This is a genomic window from Lactobacillus sp. ESL0261, assembly GCF_003693025.1.
Taxonomy (GTDB): domain Bacteria; phylum Bacillota; class Bacilli; order Lactobacillales; family Lactobacillaceae; genus Lactobacillus; species Lactobacillus kullabergensis.
Genome location: NZ_REHN01000006.1, coordinates 376,328 through 399,592 on the forward strand (window position 1 = coordinate 376,328; position 23,265 = coordinate 399,592).

Annotated in this window: 26 protein-coding genes; 6 read left to right on the forward strand and 20 right to left on the reverse strand. The window is 33.2% G+C overall.

All coding sequences use genetic code 11. The features are described 5' to 3' along the window. The first annotated feature begins 34 nt into the window (after positions 1–34). A complete protein-coding gene (locus F5ESL0261_RS05155; RefSeq protein ID WP_045928093.1) occupies positions 35–1,117 on the forward strand; it encodes a phosphomevalonate kinase in 1,083 nt (360 codons plus the stop codon). A gap of 9 nt (positions 1,118–1,126) precedes the next feature. Then, entirely contained in the window at positions 1,127–2,143 is a 1,017-nt protein-coding gene (fni, locus tag F5ESL0261_RS05160; protein ID WP_122052404.1) for a type 2 isopentenyl-diphosphate Delta-isomerase, read from the forward strand. A 58-nt stretch (positions 2,144–2,201) separates the two neighbouring features. On the opposite strand, the gene F5ESL0261_RS05165 is transcribed toward fni, so the two are convergent. From F5ESL0261_RS05165 to F5ESL0261_RS05180, 4 genes are read right to left on the reverse strand one after another with little or no spacing between them, the layout of a single operon-like run. Continuing rightward, a complete protein-coding gene (locus tag F5ESL0261_RS05165) occupies positions 2,202–2,987 on the reverse strand; it encodes an HAD family hydrolase (protein WP_122052405.1) in 786 nt (261 codons plus the stop codon). Between the two features lie 14 nt (positions 2,988–3,001). Then, a complete protein-coding gene (locus tag F5ESL0261_RS05170; protein ID WP_122052406.1) occupies positions 3,002–4,384 on the reverse strand; it encodes an RsmB/NOP family class I SAM-dependent RNA methyltransferase in 1,383 nt (460 codons plus the stop codon). Further along, a complete protein-coding gene (locus F5ESL0261_RS05175) occupies positions 4,368–5,342 on the reverse strand; it encodes a hypothetical protein (RefSeq protein WP_122052407.1) in 975 nt (324 codons plus the stop codon). The genes F5ESL0261_RS05170 and F5ESL0261_RS05175 overlap by 17 nt, the downstream gene beginning before the upstream one ends. Then, positions 5,332–6,084, reverse strand: coding sequence for an SAM-dependent methyltransferase (locus tag F5ESL0261_RS05180; RefSeq protein WP_122052408.1), 753 nt, complete (start codon positions 6,082–6,084; stop codon positions 5,332–5,334). Before F5ESL0261_RS05180 ends, F5ESL0261_RS05175 begins: the two co-directional genes overlap by 11 nt. Positions 6,085–6,169: 85 nt before the next feature. On the opposite strand from F5ESL0261_RS05180, the gene lepB reads away from it, so the two are divergent. Together lepB and F5ESL0261_RS05190 are read left to right on the forward strand one after the other, a co-directional pair. Continuing rightward, the gene (gene lepB, locus F5ESL0261_RS05185) at positions 6,170–6,748 is read left to right on the forward strand and encodes a signal peptidase I (RefSeq protein WP_034979074.1); all 579 of its coding nucleotides are present in this window, start codon (positions 6,170–6,172) and stop codon (positions 6,746–6,748) included. A gap of 56 nt (positions 6,749–6,804) precedes the next feature. Beyond that, entirely contained in the window at positions 6,805–6,996 is a 192-nt protein-coding gene (locus tag F5ESL0261_RS05190) for an LBP_cg2779 family protein (RefSeq protein WP_034979071.1), read from the forward strand. Between the two features lie 297 nt (positions 6,997–7,293). On the opposite strand, the gene F5ESL0261_RS05195 is transcribed toward F5ESL0261_RS05190, so the two are convergent. The 15 genes from F5ESL0261_RS05195 to F5ESL0261_RS05265 form a co-directional block, all read right to left on the reverse strand. Next, a complete protein-coding gene (locus F5ESL0261_RS05195) occupies positions 7,294–8,133 on the reverse strand; it encodes a hypothetical protein (RefSeq protein WP_122052409.1) in 840 nt (279 codons plus the stop codon). After that, the gene (locus F5ESL0261_RS05200; RefSeq protein ID WP_122052410.1) at positions 8,133–8,840 is read right to left on the reverse strand and encodes an ABC transporter ATP-binding protein; all 708 of its coding nucleotides are present in this window, start codon (positions 8,838–8,840) and stop codon (positions 8,133–8,135) included. Before F5ESL0261_RS05200 ends, F5ESL0261_RS05195 begins: the two co-directional genes overlap by 1 nt. After that, positions 8,840–9,205, reverse strand: coding sequence for a GntR family transcriptional regulator (locus F5ESL0261_RS05205; protein ID WP_122052411.1), 366 nt, complete (start codon positions 9,203–9,205; stop codon positions 8,840–8,842). The genes F5ESL0261_RS05200 and F5ESL0261_RS05205 overlap by 1 nt, the downstream gene beginning before the upstream one ends. Before the next feature lie 149 nt (positions 9,206–9,354). Beyond that, on the reverse strand, positions 9,355–10,194 hold the full coding sequence (locus tag F5ESL0261_RS05210; RefSeq protein WP_122052412.1) for a hypothetical protein: 840 nt from the start codon (positions 10,192–10,194) through the stop codon (positions 9,355–9,357). 51 nt (positions 10,195–10,245) lie between these two features. Beyond that, a complete protein-coding gene (locus F5ESL0261_RS05215; RefSeq protein ID WP_122052413.1) occupies positions 10,246–11,082 on the reverse strand; it encodes a hypothetical protein in 837 nt (278 codons plus the stop codon). A gap of 45 nt (positions 11,083–11,127) precedes the next feature. After that, entirely contained in the window at positions 11,128–11,937 is an 810-nt protein-coding gene (locus tag F5ESL0261_RS05220; RefSeq protein WP_122052414.1) for a hypothetical protein, read from the reverse strand. Then, entirely contained in the window at positions 11,937–12,641 is a 705-nt protein-coding gene (locus F5ESL0261_RS05225; protein ID WP_045928104.1) for an ATP-binding cassette domain-containing protein, read from the reverse strand. The genes F5ESL0261_RS05220 and F5ESL0261_RS05225 overlap by 1 nt, the downstream gene beginning before the upstream one ends. An 11-nt stretch (positions 12,642–12,652) precedes the next feature. Then, entirely contained in the window at positions 12,653–13,006 is a 354-nt protein-coding gene (locus tag F5ESL0261_RS05230; protein ID WP_045928105.1) for a GntR family transcriptional regulator, read from the reverse strand. 76 nt (positions 13,007–13,082) lie between these two features. Further along, entirely contained in the window at positions 13,083–13,847 is a 765-nt protein-coding gene (locus F5ESL0261_RS05235) for an ABC transporter permease (protein WP_122052415.1), read from the reverse strand. 18 nt (positions 13,848–13,865) lie between these two features. Next, a complete protein-coding gene (locus tag F5ESL0261_RS05240; protein WP_122052416.1) occupies positions 13,866–14,621 on the reverse strand; it encodes an ABC transporter permease in 756 nt (251 codons plus the stop codon). 5 nt (positions 14,622–14,626) lie between these two features. Next, the gene (locus F5ESL0261_RS05245) at positions 14,627–15,514 is read right to left on the reverse strand and encodes an ABC transporter ATP-binding protein (RefSeq protein WP_122052417.1); all 888 of its coding nucleotides are present in this window, start codon (positions 15,512–15,514) and stop codon (positions 14,627–14,629) included. A 330-nt stretch (positions 15,515–15,844) separates the two neighbouring features. Next, positions 15,845–17,086, reverse strand: a complete 1,242-nt coding sequence (pepT, locus tag F5ESL0261_RS05250) for a peptidase T (RefSeq protein ID WP_122052418.1) — start codon at positions 17,084–17,086, stop codon at positions 15,845–15,847. Positions 17,087–17,099: 13 nt separating this feature from the next. Then, complete coding sequence (locus tag F5ESL0261_RS05255) at positions 17,100–17,897, reverse strand: Nif3-like dinuclear metal center hexameric protein (RefSeq protein ID WP_122052419.1); 798 nt, start codon at positions 17,895–17,897, stop codon at positions 17,100–17,102. Continuing rightward, positions 17,890–18,573, reverse strand: a complete 684-nt coding sequence (locus F5ESL0261_RS05260) for a class I SAM-dependent methyltransferase (RefSeq protein ID WP_122052420.1) — start codon at positions 18,571–18,573, stop codon at positions 17,890–17,892. The genes F5ESL0261_RS05255 and F5ESL0261_RS05260 overlap by 8 nt, the downstream gene beginning before the upstream one ends. A 72-nt stretch (positions 18,574–18,645) precedes the next feature. After that, a complete protein-coding gene (locus F5ESL0261_RS05265; RefSeq protein ID WP_122052421.1) occupies positions 18,646–20,229 on the reverse strand; it encodes an ABC transporter ATP-binding protein in 1,584 nt (527 codons plus the stop codon). A gap of 180 nt (positions 20,230–20,409) precedes the next feature. On the opposite strand from F5ESL0261_RS05265, the gene F5ESL0261_RS05270 reads away from it, so the two are divergent. Further along, on the forward strand, positions 20,410–20,850 hold the full coding sequence (locus tag F5ESL0261_RS05270; RefSeq protein ID WP_122052422.1) for an 8-oxo-dGTP diphosphatase: 441 nt from the start codon (positions 20,410–20,412) through the stop codon (positions 20,848–20,850). Between the two features lie 11 nt (positions 20,851–20,861). After that, positions 20,862–22,091, forward strand: coding sequence for a CPBP family intramembrane glutamic endopeptidase (locus F5ESL0261_RS05275; protein WP_109586311.1), 1,230 nt, complete (start codon positions 20,862–20,864; stop codon positions 22,089–22,091). 45 nt (positions 22,092–22,136) lie between these two features. Here F5ESL0261_RS05275 and rpoD read toward each other — a convergent pair whose 3' ends face one another. Further along, positions 22,137–23,258, reverse strand: a complete 1,122-nt coding sequence (gene rpoD, locus F5ESL0261_RS05280) for an RNA polymerase sigma factor RpoD (RefSeq protein ID WP_034979792.1) — start codon at positions 23,256–23,258, stop codon at positions 22,137–22,139. Positions 23,259–23,265: the final 7 nt, after the last annotated feature.

Sequence of the window (23,265 nt, forward strand, 5' to 3'; positions counted from 1 at the left end):
AATATAAATTAATTGATTAGGAGATTTAATTCTTTTGATAACAGAACAAGCACCCGGAAAATTATACATTGCTGGTGAATACGCGGTACTGGAACAGGATTGTCCCGCTATCTTAGTCGCAGTTAACCAGTTTATCCGTGTTTCAATTATTAAGTCAAAATCAGGAACTGGATTAATCCATTCTAAACAATATTCTCAAAGTTCGATTCATTGGGTCAGACGGGGAGCCAAAATGGTAATCGACAACCGTGATAATCCTTTTGAATATATTTTGGCCGCCATTTCTTACACGGAACGTTTTTGTTTAGAGCAAAAAGTCAAGATGAAAGTATATGATTTATATGTTAATTCTGATCTAGATTCTTCTGATGGCAAAAAGTATGGTTTAGGTTCAAGTGCTGCTGTGACTGTAGCCACAGTTAAAGCAATACTGCGTTTTTATAATGTGCCTTTCAGTAACGAATTAGTTTATAAACTGTCAGCTATTTCGCATTATTCTGTGCAAGGTAATGGCTCAGCGGGTGATATTGCTGCCAGTGTTTATGGTGGCTGGATTGCTTTTCAAACTTTTGATAAGCAATGGCTTGCTGATGAATTAGCACACAAATCTTTATCTGAAGTACTGAATGAGGCTTGGCCTGGATTGAAAATTCAGCTTTTGACCCCTCCTGCTGGTCTTAAATTAATGATTGGTTGGAGTCAAAAACCTGCATCCACCTCAAGACTAGTTGATGAAACTAATGCCAATAAAGCCGCTTTAAATGGTCAATACCAGGAATTTATCAGGCTTTCGCGTAAATGTGTTCTCAAAATGATTGCCGGATTTGAGCATAATGATATTCAGTTAATCAAAAAACAAATTCGCGTTAACCGTAAGCTTCTGCAGCATTTTGCGCAAATAAATCAAATTGCTATTGAGATACCGCGTCTTTCTAAACTAATTAACATTGCAGAATCATTTGGTGGTGCAGCTAAAACTTCAGGTGCTGGCAACGGAGATTGTGGCATAGTAATTGCAGACAGGAATACAGATACTGCTTTTCTTGAAGATAAATGGCGGCAAAACGGTATAATGCCTTTGGACTTTCGTGTACACCAAATTCGGGTTGTTGATTAGGGGAAAATTATGTCAATTAGATCTAATCGTAAAGAAGAGCATTTGGATTTGGCACAAAAATTTTATCAAAATGAAAAACCAAATAGTTTTGATAAAATGCACTTAGTACGCCCTGCATTACCAGAAACTAAAGTTGATCTCCGAACCATACAAACTACAATATTTGGTAAAAAGATTGCGGCCCCTTTTTTCATTAATGCTATGACTGGTGGATCTCGCAGATCATATCTGATTAATAAAGAATTAGGTCGAATAGCCAAAAAAACAAATATTGCTTTAGCATTAGGTTCTGCCAGTATTTTAACTAAAGAACCTGATTTACTAGATAGCTTTTTGATTGCAAGGCAACAAGATCCTGATGGCGCCCTAATAGCAAATGTTAATGCAAAGACTTCAGCCGAACAAGCTGAAAAGATTGTGACAGAGTTAAAAGCTGATGCATTGCAAATACACCTAAATGTGGTACAGGAAATAGCTATGCCAGAGGGAGATCGAGATTTTTATTGGCTTGATAACTTAAAAGAGCTGCGTCAGAAAGTGACAGTTCCAATTATTATAAAAGAAGTCGGTTTTGGACTAGACAGAGACACAATTCGTTCATTAAAAAATAAAGGCTTTGGATTTTATGACGTCGCAGGAAGTGGCGGAACTAATTTTGCTCAGATAGAAAATGCACGTAATACTAATAATGTTTCTTATTTAAATAATATTGGCTTACCTACCGTTATTTCGAGTTTAATGGCAGCCAAAGAGCAAGTTGAATTTACTGTTTCCGGTGGTGTACGCAACCCGTTAGATGTTTTTAAGGGGCTTTGCTTAGGTGGAAAATTTGTCGGAATTTCTAATGTGTTTTTACAGGCATTAATTAAGCATGATGCAGATTACCTGCAAAACCTTATTGAAGAATGGCAATATGAACTTGCCTGTCTTCTTGCAATTTACGGTCAAAACGATCTCTCTGGTCTAACCAAGATTGATAAATATTATGACTTTTCACTAAAAACTATTATCGATCAGTTATTATAAATAAAAATGAGTACGGAAATTTTAAAAATCTTGGTACTCATTTTTATTTGACAATAATTTACTTTAATAAACGCCATATTTCCTTTTGAACAGCGCTATCATTACTTGATCCTATAATGTGGTTGGCAGCTTTTTTGGCACTCGGAAGGGCTGTTCCAGTAGCATAACTACTGCCTGCATATTTTAACATTCCCACATCGTTACCACTGTCGCCAAAAGAAACCATTTCCTTTGGACTAATCTTGTATTTGCTGCCCAAATATTGCAAACCTCGTGCTTTATTCATGCCTTTTGTCGACATATCTATTGATGTCGCTGAACCGGAAACAAAACCAATTTGCGGATATTTCCGCTTAAGTTCTTCTAAAAGTTTAACCATTCTATTTTCTGGAACGTCAAAAGTGACCTTAAAAATTTGATCATCCAGATGATTAAAATTCTCAACAACTGTCAGTTTTTCATAATATTTTTTCAAATCTTCTGCATATTCAGGACCATCACTTTTTAAAATATATGCACTTGCAAGACCAGAAACCGTTACTTTTTCATCATATTCTTGGATGATTTGTAAAATCGTGAGCCAGTCTTCTTCAGAAAGGCACTCAACATGAATTACTTGCCTGCCTTGAGCTACGAGTGCCCCATTATCAGCAATGTAATAAAGCTGATTAGCCACTTGGGGAAATCGGGAGTACAAATTTTCAAATTGGTTTCCACTTGCAACTACAAATTTTATTCCTCTTTTTTGCATTATTTGGAATTCTTGCAAAAATAACTCTCGATCATAAGTTTTTTGGTCAGTTAGCCAAGTTCCGTCCATATCAGTAGCGATTAATTTAATCATTCTTTTTTCTTTCTCTAAATTCGTAATCCTTTGGGATAATAGTTTTTAATAATATGATTGCTTACTTTGCCAAAGCCTAAAATAAAATGTTTAAAGCTGACAAGAATAAATCCAGTTTCATCTGAATCAGTTCTGATAGCTTCTCCATGCAAATATTTGAAATAATTACTGCTACCTAAGTCAATTACCCTATTTTGCTCTTGTGCTGCTAAGACCATAGCCAGTTGATGTCCAGGTTCAAAGCGTTTTTTCTTTAGAATACCCAACTCAATACCATTGGATAAAATTTTAAGATGGGAAGCAGAATTAGTGCTTAGTGCGGGAATAAAAACGTGATTATTATGAACTTGACATTTAAACTGCCAGTTTTCAATTGCAGATGGTAAATTAAATCTATCTAGCACGCTTGAAATCAAATGCATATCAGATTTGGTTAAAGCACTTTTAAGTTGCTTCTTATGATCTGACTTCTTACTTGTCGAACCAGAAGATTGGGCATTCTTTTTTCCTTCTAACCTTAACTTTGCTACATACTGTCCCTCTCCAATATTGGCAGTAGGCCAAAATCGTGCAGTTTTAGCCAACTCAATATTATTATCTGACCATTCTGGATGACCATGGTCAATATTTTGTTCATCTATTTTTAGTGGCAATATTGTAAAACCAAAAGTTTTAGTTAGCCAAGAAACTATTTGCTCATTTTCTTCTGGAGCAAAAGTACAAGTTGAATAAATTAGTTCTCCACCTGGCCTAAGCATTTGAACTGCAGCAGACAAGATCTCTTTTTGCCTTTGCTGACAAAAAAGCACGTAATCCTGTGACCAATATTCAATAGCTTTAGGGTCTTTGCGAAACATACCTTCACCACTGCATGGAGCATCAACCAATATTTTATCAAAATACTGTGAAAAATATTTTGTTAATTTTTCTGGTTTTTCACTTGTGACTAGTGCATTTGTTATTCCCCAACGTTCTAGATTTTCGCGTAGTATTTTTGCTCGACTAAGCGAAATTTCATTTGCCAGCAAGAACCCCTGGCCTTTTAGTTGTGCGCCAATTGCAGTACTTTTGCCACCGGGAGCTGCACATAAATCAAGAATTTTCTCTCCAGATTGAGCATCAAGAAAAAAAGCTGGAAACATTGCAGCAGGTTCTTGTGAATACACTATCCCACTCACCCATTCAGGATCTTTTCCACTTATTTTGCCATAATAGGCATTTGGTATTAGCGGAATTTTTTCATTATGATCATAAGAAAGGGTTTGATTTTTTTTTAATGAATTGATTCGATAAGCATTTTTAGAATTTTCATTTATTGCTTTAAAAAGATGGTCAGCTTTACTCTTACCTAATAGCTTTGTATATTTTTTGATGAAATCTTCAGGCAGTTTTGGCATTATTTTTTTCCTTTCGTAATAAGTGCAGAATGCTTAAGGCGTAAAAAATAGAAATTATTACCCAACTTGTCATTAAAAGCCAAATTAAGTGTTGTGGCTTGGAAACGAATTTTCGCGAGATCAAAAAGAAATATGCACCAAAACTAACTACAAGTTCTACAAGCAAAATTCTAATCCCATGATTGATTAACCAATTGTGTAGTAGACTGCCCTTCAAATTTGTCTGCTGAACTGTTTTCCAATCCATAAATGCCAAAATTATATTACTTGCTGAAGCAATTAACAAAAAAATTAAGATAAATAAAATTTCACGAATAATTGAAAACTGATGTATTTGATGATTTTTGACAAAAACTGGTGTTTTTGCTTTTACTCCATAATGCTTAGCGATTTGTTGAATTACTTTATTTGAACTGTCGATTATGATCTGATAATCACGCAGTTTAAATTTGCCAGTTGGTTGTTTCGGACTAGCAGTCAAATAATAGCCGTTTTGCTTCATTTGACGATAATGCTTTAAAGTTCCTATAACCGTATAATATTTTTTGTTTATGTAAACATACTCGTTTCCTTGCGCCTTTAAAGTCGGAACTTTTGCGTTTAAACCAAGTACAGCAAAAGAAACTTGACCTTTAAAGTCATCTTTTGTGAAGTACCTTCCTGATTCAGTCGGTAGTTTTAGCACATTATGATTTGACCATACGAGAGTTTGATTTTTCTTGGCTTTGGATGTCATATGAACTTGAATTTTATTATGAGGATATCTTTTTTTCAAATAGGTCAAGAAAGTTCTAACTTCTTGATTGTTTTTGACTTCAATATAGCGAGTATTGTTGCTTAAACCATATGCCTCAAGCAGTTGGTTCGCTTCACGAGACTGAACATTTGACAACATACTGCCTATACCTAAAAAAGATAAAAATATAATAATAATTAAAATGATTTTTTTAAATTTCATGTGTTATCTCAAAAATGTGTTCATTAATAAAATCAAAACTGTGAAAAGTTTGATTAATCTGTTTTAATTCTGGGGAATGATGTATTAATCCTTTTTGCCAAAAAGCTGCTGAATTGGTCGCTCCGCCTTTTTCTCCTATGAAGAGCAGACGGCTTGTTGTATTCATTTTTTGCCATGTTGAAACAACATTTGTGTCGCTATTGCCAAAATTGGGAGCCCAGGAGCATATTATTAGATCAACATTGTCAAATATCTTAACGGCCTTAGCAGCTTCAAAATTTCTGACTGTCATAAATTGCCTTGAGCCAGTGCTTGAAGTTTTTGACCAATCTAAGTTATCTGTGACTGTCATTTCAACGCCTACATCAGAGAGAGCTTTGCTCCAATATGCATTGCCTGCCATAATTTCCAAACCGGTTTTAATATTTAAACTTTCTTTAATTGCATTAGCTGTCTGCAAATTAGGAAGTGACCAAACACCAAAATTAATTGCCAAAAATTGTCTTAAATTGTTGATTAACTGATTAGCAGACTTAAATTTCTTAATATCAGTTTGCGAAAGACCAGCACATATTTCTTCAGATTTATCTGGCAAAAAGCCCAGTTTCTCTGGAGTTTTCCTTAAAACTTGCTTTTGGCTCACAACAGAAACAATATCGCTAATTTCCTTTACTTGATGATGTATGGGGTCAATATTAAGCTCTTGATCTAACTGGTTAATTTTACTTAAAAAATTTGTCATTATCAAATACCTATAATGATTTTAACATTCAAACTGAAGGATTTCAGTTATAATAAAAGGTAACATAATAAAGGAGAAAAATTTTATGGCGAAAAAAGTAACAAAAAAGCAAGACGAAGAGGAAGAAAGCTTAGGTAAATTTATTCTTGATGTTGTCATAATGATGGCAGTTATTTTAGGTGTGTTCTATGTTTTATTCCATTTTGTACTTTCTAATGATAGAGTTTCTGGACCGTCTATGCAACCGACTTTTGAAGATAATGATCGTTTGATTGCTGTGCGTAATTTTACTCCTAAGCGTAATGATGTTGTTGTTTTGCTCGCACCCAAGGCAGCAAATGATGTCCCAGGAGCATACTACATCAAGCGAATAATTGGTCTTCCTGGTGATAAGCTTGTTTCAAAAAATGATAAAATGTATGTTAACGGAAAGCTTTTACCTGAGCCATATCTTGAAAATCATTTCAAAAAGGATAATAATGCTCAAGGGCAGACGTATACAACAAATTTCACATATAAGGTTCCAAAAGGCTATTATTGGGTAATGGGCGATCACCGTGATATTTCTAAGGATTCACATATTTTTGGTCCTGTAAAACGACAAAATTTAATTGGTAAAGTCAAATTCAGATACTGGCCATTTAATAAAATTCAGGGTTTTTAATTTCCTTTGAATTTTAATATTTTTCCGCTAAAATAAATTGTAAAGGAGAATTTATTATGAATCAGCAGTTAGAAGAATTATCCGATGCAATTATCGATTTTCAAGTAAAACATCATGTTACTGATACGGATTTGGCTTTCGCAAGTCACTTATCAGTTGAAAAAATTCACTCAATGAAAACTGGCGATGGCGAATTCACTCCTGAAGAAATTAATCAGTTGTACGATTACCTTGCTGCAAATCATTAAAAAGTTATTTATAAGTTTAGCCTGCAATGCATCTTATTTCATTGCGGGCTTTTATTTTTGTTGATTTTAGAAAATGTTAGTCATAGAAATTATCTTGCTTTTGATCAGTTTAATAGCTCTTATCATCTCAAGAAAAAGCAAAAATCTTAAAGCTTAGAAAATTTCTGCTTTGACTTTCATTGCCTTTTGTCTTTTATTTGCGTTGGCATTTTTGCTGTTTGTATCATGAGTCTTTTTTGACTGTTAAAAAGACGCTAAAAATTACTTTTTGGCGTCTTTTAATATGTATATTTTAATTTATTTTCCTTCTCTTGCTTCAAAAAATTTATTGAAAAGGATTGTATCCAAAAACCAAAAAAGTAAATTGATTACAAGCATTAAAATTAGAGCTAAAGCCAAATCATCATTTGTTCCTGTGGTTTCTCCCACCATAAATCTAAATGGAAATGAAATTATTTGTAGGCCAATGTTACTGGCTTTGATTGCAAGCCAGGCAACTAAAATAATCACAAACACTGCAATTACCCGAAAATAAGCTTTGCTGAGAGCTTGAGGAAGGAAATCCAAAAGGGCGCGACTGGAGTAATTTAAAAAACTGATAATGAAGTAACCAAAAAATGCGCAAAGAATAGCCATCATGATCGCACCAAAGAAGTTAAACATAATTTCCAGGTCAACTTGTTGCAAATGCCGTCCAATATCAGCAAACATTTCGATTGTGACAGTATGAAACTGACTATCAAAAGTAAAAGTAACAACGCCTAAAATTAATGTGCAAATTATTTCGAGTATCACAAAGAAAAGCATTGCACCAAACGAACTTAAAACATTATCGAAATACAGTTTTTTATCATCAATTGGTACTAAACGCCAAGTTTGATTGCCACTGACACGTTCGTTTTGTAAACAGGTGGTTAAATAAAATATTCCGGTAAAAAGCCACGCTGATAACACAAAAATGGTCAGCCATAAGGTGAAGAAATTAGAAAAAATAGTTCTATTAATGTATACATGGCCGTTATTAAAATTGAAAAACGACATCGCAAATGAAGCTACGGTCTGGATAATTAACAGAAGAGAAATCCATTTGGTTTTTAATCTGAAAAGCACCGTAAAATAGCGATTAAAAATAGCCATTATTCATCCTCTTCTCTTTGATAAAAACTCTCATAAAATTCCTCTACACTTTGATTATCAGCCCTAATTGCTTCAGTCGACTTTTGCATACAAACAGTTTTATTTTTAATAATAACAACTTCATCCAAAACCGCAGCTATTTCATTGACGAAATGATCTGAAACTAAAATAGTGGATTTTTCTTGCTTCCATAAAATTATCGATTTAATAATTTTTTTGCGAGCCATAGCTTCAATGCCGGAAAAGGGTTCATCCAAAAGATATAAATCTGTTTTTCTGGAAAAAGTTAGAGCAATTACCAGCTTTTCTTTCATTCCTTTAGACATTTCAGATAAGCGCATGTCAGAATCTAAATTCATGAATTTTCTTAACTGCTCAAATTGCTTTAGACTAAAATCATGGTATAAAATTTGGTAAAACTTGACGATATCATTGATTTTAGTTGAATTAGCAAATCCTGTCAGGCCATCAGTAAAAGAAAGATGTGCCTTTCTGTCAGCTTCTTTGGCAAAACCTGCAACTTTAACAGTGCCTCGATAGTTTTTAGCTACGCCACTAATTATTCGCATTAAAGTAGTTTTGCCCGCTCCGTTTTCACCTAAAAGAGCAACAATTATTCCTGGTTTAAGGGTTAAATTTAAATCAGAAATAATTTTTTTCTGGTTCTTTTTGTAAACTAAGTCTGTGATTTCTAAGGGATTGCCCATTATTTATGCTCCTCTTTAAGATATTCAGTTAAAGATTTGAGAATTTGTTCATCAGAAACCCCTAAAGAGTTCATACTCTGAACAAATTTGTCTAGTTCAGCGTTAATTAATTCCCTTTTCGTTTTTTCAAGTAAAGTAGTATCTTCAGTGACAAAATTACCTTCTCCCCTCTTGGTATACAAAATGCCTTCAAAGTTCATTTGTTGTAAAGCACGTTGTACCGTATTGACGTTTACAGTGAGTTGCACTGCCAGTTCACGCACGGAAGGAATTTTTTTACCGGGCTTCAATTTGCCGGTAATTATTTGTCGATATAGGTATTGCTTAATTTGTAAGTAAATGGGAATGTTATCTTTAAATTCCACAAGTCCACCATCCTTTGGCCGTATTACACCTATAATACACTATCATAAACCAGATTTATTTTTTCCGCAAACCTTTTAATTGTTGTAATAACTTGCTTTTTTGTGAGAAATTACAAAATTGTAAAAGTAATTTTTTCTTAATTGCCTACCTACTTACGTTCACTGGCTTCATAAAAATGATTAAATAAGAAAACGTTGCTGCCCAACAAAATAAGATTGCAAATTGTGGTTGACAAAATTGCAAAAGGTAAATCACTAGAATAAGCAAGTCCGTAATTAGCTGGATTAAATACTGACAAAAGAATTTTGTAGACAAATATATGTTGAATTTTAAAAAAGAACCAGATCAGTACAAAAATTATGAATAAATGGAGTATCTTTACAAGTGCTCCATTAACGTTGGCGGGTACAAAATCTATTATGGACTGGCTAGCAAAGTTAAAGAAACTGATAACAAAATATAAAAAGAAACAACTTAAAATGGCTAAGACAATCGTACCAATTACAGTCCAGAAAACATTGTAATCAAAATTAGGATGCAGATCCATTAGGAAATCATGAAGTCCTCGTTGAAAATCTTTATCAACCAAAAAAGATAAGAACCCTAGCATAACTGTAGCAACTACTTCAAGCGCAAGCATGTAAATAAAAGATACAAATGTACTTAAAACATTATCAAGATAAAACTGGCTGTCACTTATTCCAGCTAACCGCCAGGTTTGACTTCGATTAAATTTTTCACTTTGCAAAGGGGTTAAAATGAATACAAATAATATGACAAGAAAGGCTAAGATGACAAAATATAATGTCCATTCTGGTATCAGACCGACATTATTTTTTAGATTTTTTTGAATATGCCAATTTGTAACTTCATAATAAGTAAAAAAGGCACATGCTAATGCTGCGATTAATTGAAAAAAAAGTATAATGTGTAATTTTCTTGTTTTAATTTTAAAAAATCTGTTAAATAACCTGCTAAATTCCGCCATTTTGGACTCCTTATTTTCATTTCTAACTGGTGACAAATATTGTTTTACTAGCTACTTTTTTTCTTCTGCTTCAAAGAAATACTTAAATAAAAAGATATTAATAACGTACATTATTAAATTAACAACTACAACAATTACATTAACATAGGGTAAAGCGTTGTTATAAGCCGGATTGAAGTTTAAAAAATTCAAAAGGCTGCCTAAAACTTGATCGACAAAAAATTTTTCTGCTTTGGTAAAAAGTAGGGCTATTACGATAACAATAAAAATATGTAATAGTTTGACAATTAACCCACTTGAAGCTACAGGAAGATAATCCATGATGGCTTTACTTGAAAAATTTAAGAAGCTGATCAATAACGAAATAAAAAAGCAACATAAAAGTAAGAGTAGCATGATATCAAAAATAAAACGAATTGTATTCGGTTCAAAATTTGGTCTAAATTGTTTAAACATTCTTTCGCATGAATTACGAAAAGCCTTGTCTGTAAAAAATGAAGCAGTTAGCAAGATACCAGCAACAATAATGTTAAGAATAATGAAATAAACAAATGTTGCAAATGTGCTTAAGCTGTTAGCGATGTAAAATTTTTCGTCACTGATTGCAGTTAAACGCCATGTTTGGTTATGGTTAATCTTTTCATTTTTAACAATAATATAAATGAAAAAGAAAATGACAAAAAAGACACCTAATAGACAAAAGCCCATTAACCAGTCAGGTAAAAGCTCAGTATAAGAATTTAAAAATTCACTTATCTTACCTGTCCCAATTAGCAGACCAAAAACAGAAAATGCAAGAGCACCAACTGTTTGAATTATTAAAAATGAATAAACATTTTTTGCTTTTTCTACAAAGAATCTGCCAAACAAACTTTTAAATGAGGTCATACTCTTTCCTCCCTACTACGAAAATATTGTAAAAAATATTAGGATTTACTTCTCTTCTGCTTCAAAGAAATGATTGATTAAAAAGACGTTGATGCCAAGCATTATTAAATTAGCAACAAACATCATACCTACAACATATTCTAATCCCGCAAGATCAGTAGCTTTTAGTAAAAAAAGATTTACAAAAGAGTTTATCAATACTCTATATAGCTTAACAATCAGTCCCATTAATATGATAATGATGAATATACGAATAAAAGAAATTAAAATATGACTTGACGCTTGTGGTAAAAAACTTAAAATTGCCTGACTGGAAAAGTTAAGGAAACTAACCAAAAAATAAATAAAAAGAGCAGTTAGAATTACCAACAGTATAATACAAATAAAAGTAAGAAATGTGTCAGTATCTAAATTGAGTTCAAACCGCAAATTTTTGCCAAATTTGGGATAGGTAAAAATAGATACAAAGAATAATCCAAGCGCAATGATAAAATCTAAAAAGACAAAATAGATTAGAGAAACAAATGAACTTAAGATATTATCAATATAAAACGTGCCATCGCTGATTGGTGCTAGGCGCCATGTCTTACTTCTATTTAAGCGTTCATTCTGAACGACAGTTAAAATATATAAAATAGGTCCAAACAAGAAAGTAAAAGAAGCAAATAGAGCCATCCATCCTGGAAAAAATTCAAGGTTATTGTTCAAATTTAAGTGAAACCTGCCAGAATAAAAACTAAAATAAGTAAAAAAAGCTGATGCCAGAGAACTAATAAATTGCAGGACAACTAGAAGATGAACATATTTGGCTTTTTTTTCAAGAAGTTTGCCAAATAAATGGTTAAACATGACCATTATTCATCCTCCGCATTGTATAAGCCTTCATAGTAGTCTTCAACACTCTTATGATGTTCTCGTATCTCTTCAGTTGATTTATGAGCATAAATGGTTTTGTCCTTGATAATGACTATTTCGTCCAGCATACTAGCGATCTCATTCACAAAGTGATCTGAAACGAGAATTGTTGATTTTTCTGGTTTCCATAAAATGATTGAGTTAATAATTTTTTTACGAGCCATAGCATCAATACCAGAAAAGGGTTCATCCAATAGGTAAAGGTCAACTTTGCGCGAAAATGCAAGTGCAATAATTAATTTTTCTCGCATTCCTTTTGACATCTCAGATAATCGCATTTCAGAATCTAATTTCATAAACTGACGAAGTTGCTCAAATTGTTTGCCATCAAAATCTTGATAAATGATTTCATAAAATTTAACAATATCTTTGATTTTTGTTGAGTTGTTAAAGCCCGTCAGACTATCAGTGAATGATAGTCGGGCTTTTCGTTGAGCCTCTTTACTTTCACCAGAAAGTTTAACGGTTCCACGATAGTTTTTAGCCATCCCACTAATTACCCTCATTAAGGTCGTTTTACCAGCACCGTTTTCGCCTAAAAGTGCTACTATTTTCCCCGGTTGTAAATTTAAGTTGATATTATTTAAAATTGTCTTCAGATTTTTCTTGTAAGTTAAATCTCTAATTTCTAAAAGATTATCCATTTTTTTACTCCCTACTTTAAATGATTAGCCAAAATAAGATGAGTTTGTTTTGGCGTGATTCCTATGCTTTTCATGTTCTGAACAAACTTACGTTGTTCAGCAACGATCATGTCTCTTTTGATTTTTTCCAATAATTTTTTATCGCTAGTAACATAATTACCCTCTCCCCTTTTAGTAACCAGAAGACCGGAATTAATCATTTGTCTAAGCGCTTTTTGAATAGTATTAACATTCACTGTTAACTGCGTTGCTAAATTACGTACAGAAGGTATCATCTGATTTGGCTCAAGCTTGCCGGTGATTATTTGGCGACATAGATATTCTTTTATTTGTATATATATAGGCAAACTGTCTTTAAAATTCATAATTCTCTTCTAACTGTATTACATTTATAATACACTATAATATTACAATAAACTTAAAAGTTATGCAATTACTTACTTAAAATCTTTTTCTGCGAAAGATTAAATAGCCGGTAATCACAAAAATAAGAATATAGACTAGACTACCCATTAAAAGCTCTTGGTTATTCAGGTGGGTAGTTAAAACATACATGCCATAATTACCATATTGCCGGGTTAAGTCCACCATATTAAAAGGGTTCCATTTCATAATGCTTATAAACTTGCCCCCGTTCATTAAGTCGGAAGAAATGTTTTGACCTATGAATGTCACTAACAGGCTTGCTGTAATTACAATTGCACTACTATTAATTAGGCACGAGAGTAAAAAAACAATAGCAATAATTAACATTGTAGTTACTAAATCTATTAGAGAAGCAGTTACCATGTTTAGCCATACCGGCTGATGGTATAGATAAAGTTCTGACCAATTAACTCGATAATTAAAAATGGTATAACGCAGACAAATGGTATAAAAAAGAGCTAGCAAATGCAGAAAAACATCGTACAAGAACAAAACAATATACTTCGATAAGTAGACATATATTTTATTCGAAGCCTTATATAAGAGTGTTAAAATCGTATTGTTTTGAAATTCCATTGAAAAACAGGTGGCACCTACTATCACTAGGATAAACATGATAAAATCAGAAGAATCAAAAGTTAATGTTAAAATTAGCTTTTTACTTTCATCTGCTAAAGCGAAACCGGCAATAAGCATTAGAAAAAATAATATGATAGATGCAATCCAAGTAATTTTGCGGTGCACTAATTTATATAATTCCTGCTTAATACTAAAAATCATTTTAGTAATCTCCTCTCTTTATACTCGTCGATGTTTGAATAGATAATACCCTAGAACCATAAAAACTATGCCGTAAACGATATTGGCTATAATTAGTTCAACACTTGATAAGTTCGATTTTAAGCTAAGGTTTGGATTTGATAATTGCTGGGAAATAAAAATCATATTTAAAAAATTCCATTTAATAGTACTTATAAAATAGGGAAAGGTTTGCATTAATCCTTTGGAAAAGCTGGCACCAAAAAATGCTAGTACAATTCCAAAACAAACTACTACAGCGTTATTTTTAACCAGCATAATGAGCATAAAAGATAAGCCAATGCTAAAAAAGGAATAAATCAATGCTCCTGCCAGGTTAGTTACCAGATCATTTAAAAGATTATTACCATTTTTGTTAACTAACCAATCATATCTGACATTATTAAAGAACATGCTTAAAATCAAGGTAAGTAAAAATGCAATCACTGTTAGGAGAAAACTATAGACTAAGACAACCAAAAACTTAGAAAAGTAAATTTGAAACTTGCTTGAAGTCTTATACTCCAGCATGATAATCGTGTTATTCTTGTATTCCATTGAAAAAATTGCAGATGCTACGGTAATAACTATTAAAGGAATCCACTCATTTGCACCAAATCCGTAGCCAAGGGATTGGCGCGTAATAGGATTAGTAAAAAAGTTGTAAATCATTGTTACAATGAGAATAATCAGACCATACAGAGCAATGTTTTCATGCCTGAATTTATAGATTTCCTGTTTAAAGCTTATAAGCATTTTGTCTAGCCTCTTTTCTTTTCCAAGACATCAACTACAATTCGTTCTAGGTTGGCTTCAAGCGGCAAAATTTCTTTTAAGTGAACACCTTCGTTAAATAGCAGATCTTCTATTTTGTATATGTCGTTTTGACTTACTATCAAATAATTTTCATTTTCTGTAAATGTGATCTGGTAAGCAGCAAAAATCTTTTTTGCAAGTTTATTATTTTCAGTAGTCAAATGGTATTTTTGGTGACTAATTTTTTCAAATTCTTTGACCTCTTTATTCAATATAATTTGTCCTCCGGAGATTAAGACAACTCTCGTCATTACTTTTTGTAATTCACTTAAAATATGACTTGAAATTAAAAAAGCTGTTCCTTGATCAGAATATCTTTTGATTAATTTTCTTACTCGAATCGTTGATTCAATGTCAAGTCCGTTCATTGGTTCATCAAGAATTACAATTTGGGGCTGATTTAATAAGGCGATTGCTATGCCTAATTTTTGCTTCATCCCCAGTGAATATCCTTTAGCCTTATTATTAATATATGAATCCATTTGTAATTCGGAAATTAGGTTTGCCATATCTTTTTGATCATGAGCATAAAGGGTCAAATTCTGCATTCCAGTAAGAAATGGGTAAATTGCCGGATGTTCAATTAATGCTCCAACCATTGTTAAAGCATGATGGTCATTTTCAGACACATTTTTGCCATTGACCTCTATTTTTCCTTTAAATTTCATTAAGCCTAAAATGGTTTTCATAATAGTTGTTTTCCCAGCACCATTAGGGCCTATCAAACCGATTATTTCACCAGCTTTAACATCAAAAGTAGCATTATTAACTAGCACTGTCTTGCCCACATAAGTACTAACATTATCAACTCGTAGTGCAATCGCACTTTGCATAGTCGCTCATCCTTTCTCTTTTATAATAATAGTGAACTAGATAAGTAATACACTAGCATGATAAAATAAATAATTAACTTTTGCAAGTTGTCTTTTACCTTTTGTCTTAGAAAAATTTAAGTGTTCCACAAGTTGTCAATATAAAACTTTAAAAATAAAAAAGGCACATAAAACCATTTTTGATAATAATCCTATGTACCTAGATTTAAATTTCTATTAATTGTGCATAATTTTACTAACTTTTTAGAAGTTAAATTATGTCCATCAGAATAAGATTTAAGCTTTTAATTATTTTAATAAGATGTATTAAAAACAGTCGTTTTTGTTTCACTATTTGTTGCTATTTGCATTCAACTCTATCATTTTAATCATTACATTTACTGCTTTTGCCATAGATTCAAGCACGGTATATTCAAAGCGTCCGTGCATATTTTCTTGCCCGGAAAAAAGATCTGGACAAGGCAACCCTCTGTAAGTTAAAAGTGAACCATCAGTGCCACCCCTGACCGGGTCCTCATTGATCGTGAGTCCTTCAGCCTTATATGCTTTTCTAGCTAAGTTAACAATTTCCATATGGTCTTTAAGAATATCGGCCATATTGTAATATTGATCTCTCATGTTAAGCTTAATTCTCTCAGTCCCGAATTCTTTGTTCATTTGATTAACAATAGCCTTGACTTTATTTTTACGATCTTCCAGACCATCTCTTTCAAAATCGCGAACGATGTATTCCATTTGAGCATTATCAACCGTACCAGTAAAATTGGTTAGATGATAAAATCCTTCCCGGCCCTCAGTCTTTTCAGGGACTTCGTTTTGCGGAAGCTGATTTTGAAAGTTAATACCAATCTGAATTGCATTAATCATTTGATCTTTAGCTACAGAAGGGTGCACATTTACCCCTTGAATATCAAGGGTAAAGGTTGCAGCAGAAAAGGTACCCCAATCTAACTTACCCGGAGCACCACCATCAACGGTAAAAGCGAAATCCGCTCCAAATTCATCAATATCAAAATGCTGTGCGCCCATTCCAATCTCTTCATCAGGAGTAAAGCCAAAGCGAATTTTACCGTGTTTTATTTCTGGATGTTCTAATAAGTATTCTGCTACAGTAACAAGCTCTGCTACTCCACATTTATCATCTCCGCCAAGAAGTGTGTCTCCTGAAGCTGTAATAATAGTTTGTCCTGTGTATTTTTTCAAATTAGGAAATTCGGAAGGATCTAAATAAAACTGTGAATCACCCAACTGAATTTTAGATTTCCCATCATAATTCTCGTGAACCTGTGGTCTGATATTTTCAGCATTAAAATCAGCAGTATCACAATGAGCTAAAAGTCCCATTACTGGAACATCATAATCAACATTTGCCGGTATTTCAGCAATGACGCAGCCCGATTTTTGATTATAATGCACATCAGATAAACCCAATTTTTCCAGGTCAGGCAGAATATATTCTTTTTGAAAAATTTCTTGTCGCTTTGTCGAAGGAAAACGATCAGAGTGCTCATCAGAGCGTGAATTAACTTTGACATATTTTAAAAATCTAGGTAATAAATTTGGATATTTCATTGTCTCTCCTTAATTAAAATAATTCTTGAAATGGGTTTGTAGAAACTTGTGATTCTGTGACATCAACATCCCATGAATTTTCTTTGTTCCATTTAAGCAACTTTTGAAAAATTTTTTGTTTAAATATTTTTTCAGTATAATGCCCTGGATCAACTACTGTCAAACCTGCTGAAATCATATCATGTCCCGTATGGTAGTATACATCGCCTGTGATAAAGGCATCTATTTTTTCTTCTACTGCTTGATGCCAATATTTTCCGCCGTCACCACAAATAAAGCAGACAGAAGAAATCCTTTGCTCATTATCAGCAGTAATTAATCTTACCATTTTTACGTGCATTTTGTCTTTGACATAATAAGCAAATTCTCTAGCAGAAAGAGGCTGGGCTAGTCTACCCTTACGCCCTATAGCTATGCCATCTTCATCAGGACAAAATGGTTCAACATCTTTTAATCCCAGTTCTTCAGCTTGCCAGTCGCTTGACCCATCTTCTGCTTTATCAGAATTAGTATGAATAGAATAGACGGTAATTCCATGAGCAATAATTTTGCCATACATCGCATATTGGGGATTAGCAAAATCAAGATTTTGAGCTGGACGAAACATTAACGGATGATGACTAATGATTAAATTTGCCCCTTTTTGTATTGCTTCGTCAACTACCTGAGGTCTGACATCTAAGGTAATTAAAACCTTGGTCACTTTTTGCTTCATCGAGCCGATTTGAAGACCAACTGGATCACCTTTACTAGCTATTTCTTCTGGAAAATGTTGCTGTAAAACAGCTATTATATCTTCTACTTTAGTCATTTATTTCTTCCTCGATCATTTTTATTTCTGACTCAATTTTGTGCATATAGACCAAATCTTTTTCTTTAGCCTTATTTAAATTAAGCAGTAATTTCTTGTGATATGCAAGTTGACCTCGCCATTTTTGATAAAAAACTTCATTTTTTTCTGTTAAGATTTCTGGACCAAAAAATAATTCTTTTTCTGTCAATTTGACAATTTTATTAGTTTTTTCTGCCTTAATTAGTTCGTATGTGTGTCCTGCTTCAGCAATAATTTTTTCTCTTTTTATTTGATAATTATGATTCATTAACCAGTTTCGGACACCGGGCTCACCTATATTTGGCTCAAGGATTAAAGTTTCGAAAATAGAATCTTTTAGCCAAGCATCATTTAAAATCTGCGTTATTAACTTGCCGCCCATTCCGGCAATAATTACTGTATCAATTTGATCAGCAGAATTAATAGTATCAAGTCCTGCCCCAAGCCTAGTTTCAATATTCCCATCTAAACCAGCAGCTGCTATGTCTTTTTTCGCATTCTCTAGTGGTCCAGCTGCAACATCACTAGCAACAGCAAACTGAATTTTGTTTTCTTTCACCAGTTGAATTGGTAAATAGGCATGATCAGTACCAATATCTGCAATGCGTGCACCCTGGTCAACCATTTGTGCTAAGGAATTCAATCTTAAGTTCATTTATATCCTACTTTCTTCATAATAAAATTTTAGCATAATGAATTTTTATTAGATAAAGATAAAATAACGATTTTAAATACTTTTTTTATTAGCTTCTAAATCGATCTTACGATCAAACATGCTTGCTTCATCTGTAGATATGTGATGAGCAACTTCGATCACTGTTCCGGAAAATTCTTTTAAAAAAGTAGCGTGAATTTTTCGAGATAATTTTGTGTCCAATGAGGAAGTAGCTTCGTCTGCTAACAAAATTTGTCTTTTCTTGAGCAGTGCGCGGGCAATTTCTAAGCGCTGATTTTGTCCTCCTGACAAATTTTTACCTCCAAGGCCAACTTGATAATGATATCCCTTTTTTCTTACCAGTTCTTCTAGGCCAGCTTTAGCAACGACCTTATTCAGTTCTTGTTTGGTAACCTTTTGTCCTAAAGTAATATTGTATTCAATCGTGTCGTTTAAAATAAACGGTTGTTGATTGATCAAAGCAAAGAGTTCATGATCTTTATTCCAATTGCCACTAGCTTTTTCTCCATTTATCAGGTAAGAGCCTAAATCCAGCTTATATTTTCCTATCAAGACTTTGAGCAAAGTTGATTTTCCCCAACCTGAAGGAGCCTGTAATAATATTTTTTCACCCTTTTTGATTACTAAATTTACTTTTTGAAAAATAGTTTGTTTATCAAAATAGATTGTGGCATTGCTTAAACTCAAATTATTGAAAACAGGGATTGAACTATTATCGCTTGCTTGTCTTTTATACTTTTGTATTTTTATAAATTTAGTCCAAATGGGAGTGGTCATTTTAATATCATTAACGCACATAAAAATATTAACTATCGGATTCACGAAATTATTCGATAGCTGCACAATCATCATAAAAGTACTCAAAGTAATATTTCCTATAGTTATCAAATAAACTCCAACACTAAATGGAATAATCATGCCAAAACAATATGCGGCAAAAGAGGTTAATTCGTTTGCAATGCCCTTGGATAAATTCGTTGATTGTAAGGCGTCCTCCATTTTGCGAGCGCTTTTTATTAAGCGCTTAGCAATAGAATTTTCTGAATTATATAAAGAAAAAATGGTTGTGCCGTTAATCGTTTCCGTAACGGTAGCGGTATAATTACTATTTGCCCTTTCCCATTTTTTAGAATTAGCAGAAATTTTTTTACCGGCAAAATTTTGAACTAAGGCTGGAATTATTGCTGCAATAAAAAAGACCAAAGAAATAAACCAAGATGTAATCACTGCAGTGATAATAGCAGTCAAAAATTTTAAGATGTAATTAAAAATTTTTAATTCGGCAACAACTTTACTAGTCTCAATTTGTTTAAGGTCGTTTGTCATAAATGAAGTATCAAGTTTAGCTTGATCATTAATATTAACGATATGATCAGTTGCTATCTCCTTGATTTTGATATTAATATCATGGATCAAATTTAAAAAGGAATACTGAAAAAGTATTCCAATTATACTGAAAATAATTAATCCGCTAATGGCGAATAAAGTTAATCCGAGCAAATTTCCCGTAGGCTTTTGAGCAAAGGAAATGAATACTTTTAATAGATAAGCTAAAAATACTGACTGAAATGAATCAAGAATTGAAATAATTAGAAAAAGAAAAAGTTTCCATTTCTTTGCATATTTGATAGCCATGTTATCCTCCTAAAACTTAAAACAGTATTACAAGTATAATGGAACAAATTAATAAAAGCCACAAAATCTCTGGTCTAATTTTAATTTGCCGGCAAAAAAGTGAGAAAAATTTCCTTTTTCTTTCTAAATTGCTATTTTATAATTGATAATAAGATTTAAAAGAAAGAGATTTTTGACTTAATGGATAGAACTGAACCTGTTACTTTGACAAATATGTGCATGATTAAAAAAAACGATAATATCTTAGTTTTGGATCGTAATGACCCTTATTGGCCAGGATTGACTTTTCCGGGTGGTCATGTGGAAAATCACGAATCTTTTTATGACTCAGTAGTGCGCGAGGTTAAGGAGGAAACGAATTTAGATATTAAAAATCCTCGTCTTTGTGGAATTAAACAATTTTATGATGAAAACGACCACCGCTATCTAGTTCTTTTTTATATAGCGACTGAATTCACTGGCACAGTCAAAGCCTCAAGAGAAGGCAAATTGACGTGGATGACTAAAGAAGAACTTTTCCAACATAAATTAGCATATAATTTTGACCGCGACTTGCTGGTATACTTTAACGAAGATATTGATGAGCATATCTTGGACGGTAAACGGGATGAATTATTTTAAGGAGTATCGAAATGCTTTCTGAACAAGCAATTAAGCGTTGGCATTTAGGACAAATAATAGTCCAAGAAATTCTGATCATTGTGGCATTTGTGCTATTTTTTAAAATCAAACCCCTGACCAAGAGTAGACTAGGAGCAGTAGTAATTCTGCCGGTTTTATTCATACTGGTTCTATTGCAACTAACCCTTTTATGCGAAAAACATCCTGAAAGAAAGTTAGTTCAATTTAATCATTATTTTCAGTCCGTCAATATATTATTGTGCTTTTTTGCACTACTCAGTTTGGGAGCAGCATTTATCAAAGTTTTGAATAATAAGAATGTGATCTTTTTATTAATTCTCTTTACGTTGTATGAACTCATTATGCTAGTTCCGATGGGAGAACTGGCATGGGGCAAAATAAAGAATCCGATTGGCCAGATCATAACTTTATTGTTGTTTGCAAGTTTGATTGTTTCGCTGCCTGAAATTTTAACTATGGATAGCCATTCTTGGCTTCAAGTTCTCAACACCACAGGAATCACAGGTAGCATTTGTTTTGTGATTTCATCAATTGTTGTAATGAAAAGCTGGCACTATCAAAATCCGAGTTTGAGAATAAGCTCAAGGGCAAATTATTCAGTTCTTGCGTTTATATTTATTTTTATTGTTGCTGACTGTTTAATTAATGCTTTTAATGATGCAAATAATTTAGGACAATTGCTAACACGCTGGGATTTTCATATAACAACAAAACACGTAACTCAGTATATTTGTCAGGGCATAGAAGCTGGTGTAGCTGAAGAATGGTTAATGCGTTTTTGTGTTTTAAGTATATTACTCAAAATATTTAAAAATTCTAAAAATCAAGTTTTATTGGCAGTATTACTGGATGGTTTGCTTTTCGGTTCAATTCATCTTACTAACGCACTGATGCAACCACTCTCTGCCACAATTTTACAAATGATTAATGCGTTTGCCGCAGGTATTGTTTTTGCTGCAGTTTATTTATATACAGGTTCTTTTTTGGTTAATTTGGGCTATCATGCAGTTTATGACATACTAGCCTTCCTAGCTACTGGCTCAACAGTTATGACAGTACCCCATATCTTTGACTGGGAATATCTCTTTATTACCACTTTGATCTATTTGGCTTTTGCTTTCTTCTTATTATCAGGTAAGCGAAAAAGTGTTATCGAATATAATTTGCAGCAACGGGGACTAGAAAATAATCATGGTGCCAGCGAATTAACTTTTAGATAATAAAAAGACAAGATTTTTTGGAATCTTGTCTTTTTGTTTAGCTATTTAATCTAGAAAATCACGTAATTGATTTGATCTACTTGGATGCCGTAATTTACGTAAAGCTTTAGCTTCAATTTGGCGAATACGTTCTCGGGTAACTCCAAACACTTTGCCAACTTCCTCAAGTGTTCTAGTTCGACCATCATCAAGTCCAAAACGTAAGCGAAGAACATTTTCTTCACGGTCTGTTAAGGTGTCAAGCACTTCTTCTAATTGCTCTTTGAGCATTTCATAAGAAGCATGTTGTTCTGGACTAGTTGCATCCTTATCCTTAATAAAATCTCCTAAATGTGAATCATCTTCTTCACCAATTGGAGTTTCCAAGGATACCGGCTCTTGAGCTATCTTTAAGATATCACGAACTTTAGACGTAGGCATGTCCATTTCTGCTCCTATTTCTTCTGGAGTTGGTTCACGTCCTAAGTCTTGCAGTAATTGTCTTTGGATCCTGATTAACTTATTAATAGTTTCTACCATGTGAACTGGAATTCTAATGGTTCTTGCCTGGTCGGCAATCGCACGAGTTATTGCCTGCCTGATCCACCAAGTTGCATAGGTTGAAAACTTGAAACCTAAGCTGTAATCAAATTTATCAACGGCTTTCATCAGCCCCATATTTCCTTCTTGAATGAGATCAAGAAAAGACATCCCACGGCCTACATAACGTTTGGCAATAGAAACAACTAAACGCAAGTTGGCTTCTGCCAGCTCCTGCTTAGCTTCTTCATCACCTTTTTCAATCCTTTTTGCTAAAGAAATTTCCTGATCTGCATTCAGTAGGGGTACCCGACCGATTTCTTTCAGATACATTCTAACAGGATCGTTCATTCTAACGCTTGAAGGTGCTGACATATCTTTTAATTCAGCTTTTTCAACATCTTTTTGCTTTTTCAAGGCTAATCTCGAGGGATTCCCTTTTTCATCAACAATACTGATGCCGTTATCCTCAAATTCTTGAACTAATTGGTCAACTGCTTTTCCCTGTAGTTTATAGGGCTTAATCAATTGAGCAACAAATTCTTTTTCCGTAATAGATTTATCTTTTTTAACATCTTTAACAACCTTTTTTACCATCTTGTCTAAAGATAATTTTTCGTTGCTAGCTGCTTTTTCCTTATCTGCCACAATAAGC